The 13769-nt window shown below is 61.3% G+C and carries 15 protein-coding genes; 8 read left to right on the forward strand and 7 right to left on the reverse strand.

Going from position 1 to position 13769, the window contains the following annotated elements:
- Positions 1–51: 51 nt before the first annotated feature.
- On the reverse strand, positions 52–726 hold the full coding sequence (locus tag ACCD00_RS11680) for a YciC family protein (protein ID WP_413424584.1): 675 nt from the start codon (positions 724–726) through the stop codon (positions 52–54).
- A gap of 179 nt (positions 727–905) precedes the next feature.
- On the opposite strand from ACCD00_RS11680, the gene ACCD00_RS11685 reads away from it, so the two are divergent.
- The 3 genes from ACCD00_RS11685 to ACCD00_RS11695 all read left to right on the forward strand — a co-directional run bounded on the left by ACCD00_RS11685 (position 906) and on the right by ACCD00_RS11695 (position 2923).
- A complete protein-coding gene (locus tag ACCD00_RS11685) occupies positions 906–1688 on the forward strand; it encodes a DUF2076 domain-containing protein (RefSeq protein WP_413424586.1) in 783 nt (260 codons plus the stop codon).
- A gap of 121 nt (positions 1689–1809) precedes the next feature.
- Positions 1810–2289: an NYN domain-containing protein gene (locus tag ACCD00_RS11690; protein ID WP_085718130.1), complete on the forward strand. Its 480-nt coding sequence runs from the start codon at positions 1810–1812 to the stop codon at positions 2287–2289.
- Positions 2290–2311: 22 nt separating this feature from the next.
- Complete coding sequence (locus ACCD00_RS11695; RefSeq protein WP_413424589.1) at positions 2312–2923, forward strand: PolC-type DNA polymerase III; 612 nt, start codon at positions 2312–2314, stop codon at positions 2921–2923.
- 122 nt (positions 2924–3045) lie between these two features.
- Here ACCD00_RS11695 and ACCD00_RS11700 read toward each other — a convergent pair whose 3' ends face one another.
- A complete protein-coding gene (locus ACCD00_RS11700; RefSeq protein WP_007990688.1) occupies positions 3046–3498 on the reverse strand; it encodes an Lrp/AsnC family transcriptional regulator in 453 nt (150 codons plus the stop codon).
- Between the two features lie 164 nt (positions 3499–3662).
- On the opposite strand from ACCD00_RS11700, the gene yedA reads away from it, so the two are divergent.
- Positions 3663–4604: a drug/metabolite exporter YedA gene (gene yedA / locus ACCD00_RS11705; protein WP_413424591.1), complete on the forward strand. Its 942-nt coding sequence runs from the start codon at positions 3663–3665 to the stop codon at positions 4602–4604.
- A gap of 65 nt (positions 4605–4669) precedes the next feature.
- The gene (locus ACCD00_RS11710; protein ID WP_057400535.1) at positions 4670–6010 is read left to right on the forward strand and encodes a DEAD/DEAH box helicase; all 1341 of its coding nucleotides are present in this window, start codon (positions 4670–4672) and stop codon (positions 6008–6010) included.
- Positions 6011–6127: 117 nt separating this feature from the next.
- On the opposite strand, the gene ACCD00_RS11715 is transcribed toward ACCD00_RS11710, so the two are convergent.
- Complete coding sequence (locus ACCD00_RS11715) at positions 6128–7369, reverse strand: TIGR03862 family flavoprotein (RefSeq protein WP_413424593.1); 1242 nt, start codon at positions 7367–7369, stop codon at positions 6128–6130.
- Between the two features lie 280 nt (positions 7370–7649).
- Positions 7650–8570: a histone deacetylase gene (locus tag ACCD00_RS11720; protein WP_413424595.1), complete on the reverse strand. Its 921-nt coding sequence runs from the start codon at positions 8568–8570 to the stop codon at positions 7650–7652.
- 90 nt (positions 8571–8660) lie between these two features.
- Here ACCD00_RS11720 and ACCD00_RS11725 point away from each other — a divergent pair, with 90 nt between their 5' ends.
- The 3 genes from ACCD00_RS11725 (at position 8661) to ACCD00_RS11735 (ending at position 10795) form a co-directional block, all read left to right on the forward strand.
- The gene (locus ACCD00_RS11725; protein WP_413424597.1) at positions 8661–9230 is read left to right on the forward strand and encodes a GNAT family N-acetyltransferase; all 570 of its coding nucleotides are present in this window, start codon (positions 8661–8663) and stop codon (positions 9228–9230) included.
- 105 nt (positions 9231–9335) lie between these two features.
- Positions 9336–10205 carry an acyl-CoA thioesterase II gene (tesB, locus tag ACCD00_RS11730; protein WP_413424599.1) on the forward strand — a complete coding sequence of 290 codons (870 nt, stop codon included), beginning with the start codon at positions 9336–9338 and terminating at the stop codon, positions 10203–10205.
- Positions 10202–10795, forward strand: a complete 594-nt coding sequence (locus tag ACCD00_RS11735; protein ID WP_322614942.1) for an HAD family hydrolase — start codon at positions 10202–10204, stop codon at positions 10793–10795. The genes tesB and ACCD00_RS11735 overlap by 4 nt, the downstream gene beginning before the upstream one ends.
- A gap of 122 nt (positions 10796–10917) precedes the next feature.
- Here ACCD00_RS11735 and ACCD00_RS11740 read toward each other — a convergent pair whose 3' ends face one another.
- From ACCD00_RS11740 to ACCD00_RS11750, 3 genes are all read right to left on the reverse strand, one after another.
- On the reverse strand, positions 10918–11877 hold the full coding sequence (locus tag ACCD00_RS11740) for an alpha/beta fold hydrolase (RefSeq protein WP_413424601.1): 960 nt from the start codon (positions 11875–11877) through the stop codon (positions 10918–10920).
- Entirely contained in the window at positions 11878–12768 is an 891-nt protein-coding gene (locus ACCD00_RS11745) for a neutral zinc metallopeptidase (RefSeq protein WP_413424603.1), read from the reverse strand.
- A 133-nt stretch (positions 12769–12901) separates the two neighbouring features.
- Positions 12902–13768, reverse strand: a complete 867-nt coding sequence (locus ACCD00_RS11750; protein WP_413424605.1) for a neutral zinc metallopeptidase — start codon at positions 13766–13768, stop codon at positions 12902–12904.
- Position 13769: the final 1 nt, after the last annotated feature.

Raw genomic sequence — 13769 nt, forward strand, 5'->3', positions numbered from 1 at the left:
CGTTACAAAATTGCTCCCGAGCATACCCGAGAGCGATGGTCGCGCCCAAGGTCAGAGCGAGTTGTCATTGCTCTCGGGCAGCGGGCTGATCAGCATGAACAGACGGAACAGCACCACGCTGGTAAACAGCTGCAGGAAACTGTGGGCGCTGTCGATCAGCAGCGAGATCACCGGGTTCTGCGGTTCGGGGTACGCCGCCAGGGTGACCCCCTTGAGCAGCCACAGCGGCCCCATCACACTCAGAATGCACAGCAGGATGCGCATGAAATGACCGCGGGTCTGGCGCAGGCTTTCCTTCATGGCCGCCAGCGGCGCCAGGCCGCGCAACACCAGCAGGTATTCGCCAAAGGCCAGGGTCACCATCAGGTAGATACCCGGCAGGAAATACAGTGACAGGCCCAGCAGGATCAGCACGGTATTGAGCGCCGTCAGCAGGGCGAAGCGTGGCCACAGGCTCGCCGCCGTTGCCAGCAGGTCGCGGTTGCGCGGCGACTCGCCGCGGCTGCGGGCGTCGAGAAACAGAATCAGCGCGGCGGTGTAGAGCGGATACACCAGCAAGCCGACAATCACGCTGATACCGGGGAAACTGTCCGGCTCCGTGGAGTGGTCGACCACTTGTTGCAGCAGCGCCTCGAGAATCACCAGCGGCAGGCACAACTGCACGATCTGGCCCAGATTGCGCTTGAAGAAATACAGCGAGTCACGCAGGACGTCTAACGGATTCATCGGTTGGTATCGCAGGTTGGAAGCAGTGGCTCACTTTAACCGATGAAACGCTCGAGGACGCAAACGTAAACGATTGGTAAAGGTCATTGAAACATCTTGTTTCAGCCTCCATTAAGGTCGAGCACCTTATCCTCAGTGGAAAAGGACAACGATTTCCCCCGGCAATCTACGAGGTCGCCATGAATAGCGAAGAACAAACCCTGATCGATGGACTGTTTTCCCGGCTGCAACAGGCCGAAACGGACTCAGCCCCGCGCGACGCCCAGGCCGAGGCGCGGATCAAGGAACACCTGACGCGCCAGCCCGCGGCAGGTTATTTCATGACCCAGGCGATTCTGGTGCAAGAGGCGGCGATCAAGAGCCTCGATGAACAGAACAGGCAGCTGACTCAGCAAGTCCAGCAGTTGCAGGCCGAGCTGCAACAGGCCAAGGCTCAGTCGACCCCTGCTCCGGCTCCGGCACCGAGCAGTGGTGGCTTTTTGTCGAGTATTTTTGGTGGCGCTTCCCGTGAACCACAACCGGCACCCACCCAGAGCGCGCCGCCATCGAGCGGTGGCTGGCGTGAGCCGGGGCGCTCGTCGTTCGGCTCGCAAGCCCCGCAGCAGAACTTCGGTGCCCCGCCGCAAAACTTTCCACAACAGGGCTATGCCCCGCAACCGCAGGCTCCGGCAGCGGCTGGCAGCAGTTTCCTCGGTGGTGCGCTGAAAACCGCCGCCGGCGTGGCGGGTGGAGTGATGCTGGCACAAGGCATCAGCAGCCTGTTCCATCACAACCAGCAACCTGAAGTCGTCGAAGTCATCAAGGAAGAGCCGGCCCAGGTCAACGACCAGGGCAACAATGGCTGGGGCGATGACCAGCGCATGGCCGGTAACGACTCCTGGAGCAACGGTCAGGGCGGGTTCAGCGACGCTGACTACAGCGATGACTCGCTCTTCGGTGGCGACGACGATTCCTTCGTCTGACCTGCCATTCGTCCGGAGCGCAACGGCGCTCCGGGGCGATTATTCGCGGAACAATCCTCCGGGCTGGCATACTGGGCGACTTTTCGGGCCTGGTGCCTGATTCAGCCTTTGAGGAATACCGGTGAAAAAAATCGCAGTGTTCGCCGATGTCCAGAACCTCTACTACACCGTGCGTCAGGCTTATGGTTGCCACTTCAACTATGCCGCGCTGTGGGCTGACGTCAGCAAACAGGGCGAGATCGTCGAAGCCTACGCCTACGCCATCGACCGTGGCGACAGCAAACAGCAGCAGTTCCAGCAGATCCTGCGTAACCTCGGTTTCACCGTGAAGCTCAAGCCGTACATCCAGCGCAGCGATGGTTCGGCCAAGGGTGACTGGGACGTGGGCATCACCCTCGACATCATGGATGCCGCCGACCATGTCGATGAAATCGTCCTGGCTTCCGGCGATGGTGATTTCGACATGCTGCTGGAACGCATCATCAGCAAACACGGGGTACAAGCGGTGGCCTACGGCGTGCCGGGCCTGACCGCCAACTCGCTGATCCGCGCCGCCAGCCGCTATGTGCCGATCGAAGGCACGTTGCTGCTCAAGAATTGATTTTTACGGAGTTGAACCAGGTTTGGAACGCATCGCAGTCATCGACTTTGAAACCACCGGGATCTCCCCGAGCAGCAGCTGCCGGGCCACGGAAATTGCCGTGGTGATCCTTGAACGGGGGCGCATCGTCGAGCGTTACCAAAGCCTGATGAACGCCGGCGTGCGCGTCCCGGCCTTCATCGAGCAACTCACCGGCATCAGCAACGCCATGCTGCGCACCGCGCCGTCGGCGGAGCAGGTGATGAACGAGGTCAATGAATTCGTCGGCACCACGCCACTGCTGGCGCACAACGCCGCGTTCGACCAGAAGTTCTGGGACTTTGAACTCGGGCGAATCAAACGCACCCGCTTACAGAACTTTGCCTGCTCGCTGCTCCTGGCCCGCCGCCTGATGCCCGCCGCGCCGAACCACAAACTCGGCACCCTCACCACCTTCGCCAACCTGCCCAACACCGGCAAGGCCCACCGGGCCATGGCCGATGCCGAGATGGCGGCCAACCTGACCACACATCTGGCCGAAGAGCTGCGGCACAAGCACGGCTTGCGCGAGCTGTCCCATGACTTGCTGTGCAAGTTGCAGAAGGTCCCTGCGGCGAAAGTGGGCGAACACCTCAAGCGCTATCGCGGGTTCTAGGAACATCGCAAATCTCCTGTAGGAGCGAGCCTGCTCGCGATGAACCCGAGAACAACACGGGGTGTCAGGTTTCCCGCGTTATCGTTGGCGACCATCGCGAGCAAGCTCGCTCCTACAGGGGGTTACTTGCCATTCCCTTCGATGTGCCCCAACGGCACCCGCTTCTCTATCGCACTCGACAACACAATCGACGTCTTGCTGAACCCGAACGTGGCGATCCGGTTGATCAGCTCTTCCAGCTCCGGCATCGAGCCCACGGCTGCCTGCATGATCACGCAGGGATCGCCGGTCACCCGATGGCATTCGGTCAATTGCGGGATTTTGATAAGGTCGTCATAGGCTTTCTGGTTGCCGTGCTGGTTCAGGCGCAGTTCGATCACACACTGGATCGGCAGGCCGAGTTTGGCCATGTCGACCTTCGCCTGATAGCCGGTGATCACGCCGCTGGCTTCGAGCTTGGCCACGCGCTCGGCCACGGCCGGGGCCGACAGGTTGACCTTGCGCGCGAGATCCGCGTAGGACGCGCGACCGTTTTCCAGCAGGGCGCTGAGCAGCATGCGGTCGTACTTATCCATCGTGGCACTCCTGAAAAATGACGGACTTTCGAAAACACGGTTTATAGCCATGAACTCCGTGTTTTGAAAAGTGTACTGGCGGTTTAAAAAGGTTTTGTAACTTATTTTCCGGCTCCAGCCTTTCTAGAATAGCCGTTCACCTGTTCTGCCTGTGAGTTGCCCCCATGTCCGGCCTACGTCGCTTCCCCTTACCGTTGATCGCTGCCTTTTTCGCCTTGTACGTGATTTGGGGCTCGACTTACCTGGTGATCCGCATCGGCGTGGAATATTGGCCGCCCTTGTTGCTCGCCGGGGTCCGCTTCGTCATTGCCGGGACCTTGATGTACGCCTTCCTGCGCTGGCGCGGGGCGCCGGCGCCGACCTGGGCGCAGTGGAAAGCCGCCGGGATCATCGGCGTATTGTTGCTGGCGTGTGGTAACGGGGCGGTCAGCGTAGCCGAACACACGGGCGTGGCTTCGGGTGTGGCCGCGTTGGCGGTGGCGACGGTGCCGCTGTTTACCTTGCTCTGTGGCTATTTCTGGGGCGCGCGCAATACCCGTCTCGAATGGGCTGGCGTTGCGCTCGGAATGATCGGCATTGTCATGCTCAACCTCGGCTCCAACCTGCAATCGAGCCCGCTGGGCGCAGCCCTGTTGATTTTTGCGGCGGCCACCTGGGCCTTCGGTTCGGTGTGGAGCAAACACTTGCCGTTGCCTCAGGGCGCCATGGCCAGTGCCGTGGAAATGATGGTGGGTGGCGTGGTGTTGCTGATCGGCAGTGCGGTCAGCGGTGAACATATGGACAAGGTTCCGCCAATTGAAGGCTGGGCCGCGCTGGCGTACCTGACCGTGTTCGGTTCGATCATCGCCTTCAACGCCTACATGTACCTGTTGAAACACGTGCGTCCGGCGGCGGCTACCAGTTATGCCTACGTCAACCCGGCGGTGGCGGTGTTGCTGGGGATCGTGTTTGTCGGCGAGACCATTGGCATCGAGGAAGCACTGGCCATGCTGGTGATCATCAGCGCCGTGGTGCTGATTGGCCTGCCGCAGTGGCGTCGTGTACCGGAGCAGCCGGTGACAAAGGTAGTGCCGACGGTAGTGCCGACAGAATCCCGTGTGAATTAGGGTAAACTGCGCGCCATTGCACTCTTGTTTCGCACAACCGCGCTGAATTTTCCTACGGTACTCCCATGACTTTCGCCACCCTTGGCCTGATCGAACCCTTGCTGCGCTCTCTCGAGAAGCTCGGCTACCAGACTCCGACGCCGGTTCAGGCGCAAGCCATTCCGGCGGTGCTGGCCGGTCGCGACCTGATGGCCGCCGCCCAGACCGGCACCGGCAAGACTGCCGGTTTCGCCCTGCCGCTGTTGCAACTGCTGGCCATGGAAGGGCCGAAAGTCACCGCCAATTCGGTCCGCGCGCTGATCCTGGTGCCGACCCGCGAGCTGGCCGAACAGGTTCACGAAGCCGTGCGCCAGTACGCTGAAAACCTGCCGCTGCGTACTTACGCAGTGTACGGCGGTGTCAGCATCAACCCGCAAATGATGAAGCTGCGCAGCGGTGTCGATCTGCTGGTGGCGACCCCGGGCCGCTTGCTCGACCTGTTCCGCCAGAACGCGCTGAAGTTCAACCAGTTGCAAACCCTGGTGCTGGACGAGGCCGACCGCATGCTCGACCTGGGCTTTTCCGAGGAACTGGCGAACATTTACAAGGCGCTGCCGAAGAAACGTCAGACGTTGCTGTTCTCCGCAACCTTCTCCGATGACATCCGCCTGCTGGCCGGTCAGATGCTCAACGATCCGCTGAGCATCGAAGTCAGCCCGCGCAACGTGGCGGCCAACACCGTCAAGCAATGGATCGTGACGGTAGACAAGAAGCGCAAGCCGGAACTGTTCGTGCACCTGATGCGCAAGGGCAAGTGGAAGCAGGTGCTGGTGTTCGCCAAGACCCGCAATGGCGTAGACGCGCTGGTGGAAAAACTCCAGGGGCTGGGCATCAACGCCGACGGCATCCATGGCGACAAACCCCAGGCGACCCGTCAGCGCGCACTCGACCGTTTCAAGGCCAGCGAAGTACAGATTCTGGTCGCCACCGACGTGGCGGCCCGTGGTCTGGACATCGAAGATTTGCCGTTGGTGGTCAACTTCGACTTGCCAATCGTTGCTGAAGACTACATCCACCGCATCGGTCGTACTGGCCGCGCCGGGTCGACGGGCGAGGCGATTTCCCTGGTCTGCGCCGATGAAGTGAATCTGCTGTCGGCCATCGAGATGCTGACCCGTCAGACGCTGAAGCGGCAGAACGAACCGGATTTCGAGCCGGAGCACCGCGTGCCGGACACCGATGCCAGCGGCCAGGTGATCAAGAAGCCGAAAAAACCGAAGAAGCCCAAGGCTTCCGGTGGTGGCGGCGGTAAACGCAATCTCGGTAAGTGGGTGGATAGCGGGGAAGTTGCGCCGGCTGAGCCTTCGATCAAGCCAGTGCGCAAGGTGCCGGTGTTCAATACAGGGCCGCGTAAACGCAAGCCTTGATTAGTTGCGGCGACTGTTAAGCCGCCTTCGCGAGCAAGCCCGCTCCCACACTGGATCTGTGTCGTTCACAAATCCCCTGTGGGAGCGGGCTTGCTCGCGAAGGGCGTGCCTCGGTCGTCAGCCCTTGCGCCGCAACCACTCCACCATCCCCAAGCCCGCCGATCGCCCACTGGCGAAACACGCGGTCAGCAGATAGCCTCCGGTCGGCGCTTCCCAATCGAGCATTTCCCCGGCGCAGAACACGCCAGGCATTTGCTTGAGCATCAATCGCTCATCCATTGCCTCGAACACCACGCCACCCGCGCTGCTGATCGCCTCGTCCAGTGGACGGGTTTTCACCAGTGTCAGTGGCAAAGCCTTGATCGCGTTGGCCAGCAAGGCCATATCGGCAAAGCAGTCGGCGCTGGTCAGTTCACGCAATAGCGCCGCTTTCACCCCGTCGATGCCCAACTGACTGTGCAGATGCTTGGCCATCGAGCGCGATCCCCGGGGCTTGCTCAACGCCGCCTGAACTTTATCCACAGGCCGGCCCGGCAGCAGGTCCAGATGAATCGTTGCCGAACCGTGCTGGTTGATTGCTTCGCGGATGGGGGCCGACAGGGCGTAGATCAAACTGCCTTCGATCCCGGTGGCGGTAATCACACATTCACCGAGTCGCGGAACGTCGTCGTTAAGGCCGATGGCGATGTTTTTCAGCGGCGCGCCAGCGAATTTGCTGACCATCAATTCGCTCCAGGCATGCACCTCGAAGCCGCAATTGCTCGGTTGCAACGGCGCCAGTCCTACGCCGTGTTGCTCCAGTGGCAGCATCCATGCGCCATCCGAACCCAGGCGCGCCCAACTGCCGCCGCCGAGGGCGAGCAGGGTGGCATCGGCTTGAACGGTTTTTTCGCCTTCCGGGCTGTCGATGCGCAATCCGCCATGCTCGTCCCAGCCGAGCCAGCGGTGGCGGGTGTGGATAACTACGCCACTGTCGCGCAGGCGTTTGAGCCAGGCGCGCAGCAGCGGCGCGGCTTTCATGTCGGTGGGGAATACCCGGCCGGAACTGCCGACGAAGGTATCGATGCCCAGTTCGTGAATCCACTGGCACAGCGCTTCGGCACCGAAGCCGCGCAGCAGCGGGGCGATTTGCGGGGCACGTTCGGCGTAGCGCGAGAGAAACGCAGGGTAGGCTTCGGAGTGAGTGATGTTCATGCCGCCGACACCGGCCAAGAGGAATTTTCGTCCGACCGAAGGCATGCCGTCGTACAGGTCGACCTTGATCCCGGCCTGGCTCAACACTTCGGCTGCCATCAGACCAGCAGGGCCGCCGCCGATGATGGCGACGCGGGAAGGGGAGGCAGATGAGGGCTGGGTCATGATGAGAGCTGCGGCATGGCTGGATAAGCCGCGCATTCTAGCAGCCCAAATCCCTGTGGGAGCGGGCTTGCTCGCGAATGCGGTGTGTCAGGTGTCATGGATTTCGACTGACACTCCACTTTCGCGAGCAAGCCCGCTCCCACATTGGTCAGTGGTGCTTTCAGGTGTGGTTAAAAAATGATCAGCCTTCTGCAGCCCATAGTCCGCATGGCCTGTAGTCCCTTTCACTCAGGTTATCCACAGGCAGCTCCACAGGCATTGTGGGTAAAGCATCCACAGCTCAGTGACAACCTGATGACTGCCAGACGCGTTGCGCGCTGTGATGGAGGATGCCGTGACGGCGGGCCAGGGCCTGGCGGTCCTTGCTGTAGCCGCCTCCGATTACCCCGACCACCGGAATGTCGCGGCCCAGGCAATGGCGCATCACGCTTTCATCGCGGGCGGCGACGCCTTCGTCTGTCAGCTTCAGATAACCCAGGGCGTCGTCCTTGTGCACATCGACCCCGGCGTCATACAGCACCAGATCCGGCTGGTAGAGCGGCAGCAGGTAGTTGAGTGCATCGTCCACCACCTTCAGGTAATCGGCATCGCCCATGCCGTTGGGTAGCGGGATGTCCCAATCACTTTCGGCCTTGCGTGCGGGAAAGTTCTTCTCGCAGTGCAGGGAAACGGTCACCGCCTCTGGGGTGTTGTGCAGTATTCGGGCAGTCCCGTCGCCCTGATGCACGTCGCAATCGAAGATCAGCACCCGATTTACCCGACCACTTTCCAGCAGGTAATGGCTGATTACCGCCAGGTCGTTGAAGATGCAGAACCCGGCGGGGTAGTCGTAGTGCGCATGGTGGGTGCCGCCGGCCAAGTGACAGGCCAGGCCATGTTCCAGCGCCTGCTCGGCCGCGAGCAACGAGCCACCGACCGCCCGCACCGTACGCCGGGCCAGGGCCTCGCTCCAGGGCAGGCCGAGGCGACGCTGGTCTTCGCGGGACAATTCGCCACTCATGTAGCGTTCGATATACGAAGGGTCATGGGCGAGGGCGAGAATGTCCGCGGGACACAGCTCCGGGCGCAGCAGGTCGGCGTCGCGGGTCAGGCCGCTGTCCACCAGGTGATCGCGCAACAGGCGGAACTTGTCCATGGGGAAGCGGTGATCCGCCGGAAACTCGGGGCTGTAGTCTTCGTGGTAGATCAGGGGCAGGGGCATGACTGATTTATCTGGAAAGCGTACGGGAATGAGAGAAGGATCCTACCAGCGTTGTAGACTTGCGACATTGAAATGGAGGGGCGGGGCACGATGGAGCCAATACTGGAGCTTGAAAGCGCTCGGCTGCTGTTACGCCAGTGGCGCGATGAAGATTTGGCGGACTTTGCGGCGATGTGTGCCGATCCGCAGGTGATGCGCTATTTCCCGGAAACCTTGAGCCGGTTGGAAAGCGCGTCATTGATCGGGCGAATCCGTGGTCATTTCGCTGAGCATGGTTATGGTCTCTGGGCCTTGCAGCGAAAGGACTCTGGCCAGTTCATCGGGTTTACCGGGCTCAACGTGGTCGGGTTCGACGCACCTTTCACCCCCGCCACGGAGATCGGTTGGCGGCTGGCCCGCGAGCACTGGGGTCTCGGTTACGCCAGTGAAGCAGCATGGACCGCTCTGCGCTGCGGGTTCGACCGCTTGCCGCTGAAAGAGGTCGTGGCTTTCACGACGCAAGCCAATCTGCAGTCAGAGAAAGTCATGCAGGCCATTGGCATGCAGCATGATCCGGCGGATGACTTCGATCACCCGCGACTTGCAGCCGATCATCCGTTGCGTCGCCATGTGCTGTATCGCATCAGCCGCGAACAATGGCTGCAAACCTTGCATGGATAACCTGGCACGGACGTTTACAATGGCCCCATGTTGGCATTGGCCAGAATCTGAATCGACCGGCGCAGCCAAGACTGCGCGGCAATGTTTTGCGTGAGGAGAGTCTGAATGAGCCAAGTGTTGGAAGATCTGGTCGACCTGCTGACCCTGGAACCGATCGAAGAAAACCTGTTCCGTGGCCGCAGCCAGGACCTGGGTTTTCGTCAGCTGTTCGGCGGTCAGGTGCTCGGTCAGTCGTTGTCGGCAGCCAGTCAGACCGTTGAAGAGACGCGCCATGTGCATTCGATGCACGGCTATTTCCTGCGTCCGGGCGATGCCGGATTGCCAGTGGTGTATCAGGTTGACCGGGTGCGCGACGGTGGCAGTTTCAGCACGCGCCGGGTGACGGCGATCCAGAAGGGACACCCGATTTTCACGTGCAGTGCGTCGTTCCAGTACGACGAAGAAGGCTTCCGGCACCAGAGCGAAATGCCGCAAGTGGTCGGTCCGGAAAACCTGCCGTCGGAGCTGGAAATCACCCAGCAGCGTGCGCACCTGATCCCCGAGAAAATGCGCGAAAAGCTGTTGTGCCCAAAGCCGATCGAATTCCGCCCGGTAACCGAAAAAGATCCCTACAACCCGCTGCCGTCCGACCCGGTCAAGTACGTCTGGTTCCGTGCCGACGGCGCCTTGGCCGATTCGCCGGCGCTGCATAAATACCTGCTGGCCTATGCATCGGACTTCGGTCTGCTGGTCACCTCGATGCAGCCCCACGGCAAATCGGTCTGGCACAAGGACATGCAAGTCGCCAGCCTCGATCACGCCTTGTGGTTCCACCAGAATCTGCGTGCCGATGACTGGCTGCTCTATGCGATGGACAGTCCGTGGGCCGGCAACTCGCGCGGGTTTTCCCGTGGCAGCGTGTTCAATCGCGCCGGGCAACTGGTGGCCTCGGTCACCCAGGAAGGCTTGATCCGTCACCGCAAGGATTGGGCGTGAGCCTGGCCGACGTGCGTCACTGGGTGTTCGACATGGACGGCACCCTGACCGTTGCCGTGCACGATTTCGCGGCGATTCGCGTCGCATTGGCGATTCCTGCCGAAGCCGATATCCTGACCCACCTCGCCGCCCTGCCGGCCGATGAAGCCGCGGCCAAGCATGCATGGCTGCTGGAGCACGAACGGGACCTGGCCCTCGGTTCGCAACCGGCGCCGGGCGCGGTGGAGTTGGTGCGCGAGCTGGCCGGGCGCGGTTATCGCCTGGGCATTCTCACGCGCAATGCCCGGGAGCTGGCGCATGTCACGCTGGAGGCCATTGGCCTGGCCGACTGCTTTGCGCTGGAGGATGTGCTGGGCCGCGATGATGCACCGCCCAAACCGCATCCGGGCGGACTGCTCAAACTGGCCGAAGCGTGGAAGGTGCCGGCGAGCGAGTTGGTGATGGTCGGTGATTACCGCTTCGACCTCGATTGTGGTCGAGCCGCCGGAGCGCGGACGGTGCTGGTGAATCTGCCGGATAATCCGTGGCCGGAATTGACCGATTGGCATGCGGCGGATTGTGTCGAGTTGCGGCAGATGCTTTCGGCTTGAGGGCCCCATCGCTGGCAAGCCAGCTCCTACAGTAATCTTCAGTGAGCACAAACATTGTGTTCTGCCGAGAACCCTGTGGGAGCGGGCTTGCCCGCGATGGCGTCAGATCAGGCAGTGCAAATTTACTGCCCAAACAAAGCCCTTTGTCCCTCTGGCGAGGTAAACATTTCATCCCCTTTATGCCCGACCCCGGGCACTTCGATCAGTTGCTGGTTCAACCCTTTGGGTGCCAGCCGCTTCAGGTAGTCAAAGTAAAAATGCCCGCGCGCCAATCGATAGGGTCCCTGCGCCCGCGCCTCACAGCTCTTGTCCAGTGCCGGATGATTCGGGTCGATGTCCTGCTGTCCCAGCAGGTAAACGACTTCACGCTTGAGGTAATTTTCCTGCAACTGCGCGGCGGTTTGTCCTGCGGCGTAAGCCGGTAAATCCGCCAACCCGTACTTCCAGCGATTGAAATCCGGGCAACCGGCGTGGCTGAACGCTACGGGCCGGCGCTCATCGAAGTAAGCGTAGGACGACGGGTTGGCGATCACGTAGCGCACCTGCACGCCAGCCGCATCAAGGCCGGACTGCGCATGACCGAGCAATGCGTAACGCTGAACCACCTGCGCGCCGCCGGAGTGCCCGGCGATGACGATTTGCTTCACATCCGGAAACTGCTGGCGGTCACCCAGGCGAGTGATGATTTCGTCGAGCGCCGCGTAGGAACTCAGCCGAAACGGTGCCGTGGATTCGCCGCCGGCCATCCATTCATTGCCTTGCCAGCGCAAAACCGTGTCGGCCACCGGGTGAATTGCAACGTCGGTTTCATTGAGAAACTGCGGGGCGATCACCAGGGTCGTTGCGCTTTGCCCAGCCAGTTCGGCCGCGTGCTCACCGCTCTGCAGATAGGTTTGCGCGTTGCGCAAGCGACCGTGGAGGATGATCAGCACCCGTTCGATTTTAGCCGGGGCGGGGCTGATGCTCACCGCGATTTCACCTGATTTCAACAGCAGGCGCCCTGAGCTGAGTTCCTTGACCCCATGCTCGGCGGCCTGGGACGTTGCGCAAGTAAACAGAACAACCAACAACCACTTCTTCATTTACAGATTTTTCGTCGCAAAGGTATCGCACTGGCTTACCTGGCCTTGGGCGAAACCGGTTTTGAACCAGCGCACCCGTTGCGCCGACGTACCGTGGGTGAACGAGTCCGGGACCACGCGGCCCTGACCCTGCTGCTGCAAACGATCGTCACCGATGGCGTTCGCAGCGTTCAGTGCTTCTTCGATGTCGCCCGGCTCCAGCCAGTTCAGGCGCTTCTGCGCATTGTTGGCCCAGACGCCGGCCAGGCAATCGGCTTGCAGTTCCTGACGAACCAGCAAACCGCCGTCGCCTTCCATTTGCCGGCCTTGTTGGCGTGCTGCCTGAATTTTTGCGGACACCCCAAGCAGGGTCTGCACATGGTGTCCGACTTCATGAGCGATCACATAGGCCTGGGCGAAGTCGCCCGCGGCGGAAAAGCGTTGGGACATTTCCTGGAAGAATGCCATGTCCAGGTAGACTTTCTGGTCCGCCGGGCAATAGAACGGGCCGGTCGCCGAGGTGGCCAGACCGCAGGCCGAATTCACGCGGTTGCTGAACAGCACCAGGGTCGGGTCTTTGTATTGGCGGCCGGCCTGCTGGAATATCGCACCCCAGGTGTCTTCGGTGTCGCCGAGGATCGAACGCACGAATTCCGCGCCTTCATCATTGGCCGGCGGTGCCTTGCGGCTCTGGTTGGTGGCGGGTGCCGATTGCTGGCCCATTTGCCCGGTCAGTTGTCCGAGGATTTGCAGCGGATCCTGGCCGGTGATCCAGCCGATGCCGACGATCAGGAGGATCGCCGTCAGGCTCAGGCCCTTGCCACCGCCGAAGCGCATCCCGCCACCGCCGCCGCCATCATCGCCACGGGCATCGACCACGTTGTCGCTGCGTCGGCCTTTTTTCCATAGCATGTGGGAATCCTCAGGTTGTCGGTGCGATGAGTGTTGCTGCTGTGTGGGAGCGGCGCCAGTCCGGTCGTCAGACAGCCTTGAGCGGCAACGGTTCGATCCACGTTCACATTGGCGGCTTCACAGGCGGGTGCGCTCACAGGTTCGCGGCGGCGAAGGTGTCGCATGCTTGCGGCAGGCCTGTGGCGAAGCCGGTCTTGAACCAGCTTGCGCGCTGCTGCGACGTGCCGTGGCTGAACGTCTCTGGCCGAACGGGAGCGTTTCGGGAGCGCTGCAAGTAGTCGTCACCAAACACGGTTGCGGCATGCAGGGCGGCTTCAATATCACCAGGTTCCAGCCAGTCCAGACGCTGTTGTGCATGGTGGGCCCAGACACCGGCCAGGCAATCTGCCTGCAATTCCGCACGGACTTCCAGGCCACCATCGCCAGTGACGGGTTGCTGGTCCAGCAAGGCCTGTTCGAAGGGGCTGGAAAGACCCAGTTCCAGTTGCACGTGATGGCCTATTTCGTGACCGATGATGTAGGCCCGTGCGAAGTCGCCGACCACCGAAAACTGTTGTTCCAGCTTCGCGAAGAATTGCAGATCGAGATACACCTGCTGGTCGTCCGGGCAATAGAAAGGGCCGCTGGCGGAACTGGCGAAGCCACACGCTGAGGTCACGTCGTTGTCGAACAGCGTCAGCGTGGGAGGCGGATAGTGCCGTCCCGTTTGCGCAAAGAGTTGTTTCCAGGTGTCTTCGGTATCGCCCAACACTGACTGGACGAACATGAGTTGCCGATCTTCGTCGGGCTCTATCGCGAGGGCGGCGGGTGGGTCAAGCATGTCGAAGGGTGTCAGTGAGAGCTCATCCGGTGTCGTACCGAGCGTCGAGTAAAGCCCTGCACTTGCCAGTGCTACGGTTGCCAGTGCGGCGGCAAGGTTTTTCCCTGTGAGTGTGCGGGCATCCTTGCCCTCCCGGGTGTCGTTCACGTTTTCGCTGCGTCTTGCCTTGTTCCATAACATG

This window comes from Pseudomonas sp. Pseusp3 (assembly GCF_047304225.1).
GTDB lineage: Bacteria > Pseudomonadota > Gammaproteobacteria > Pseudomonadales > Pseudomonadaceae > Aquipseudomonas > Aquipseudomonas fluorescens_CD.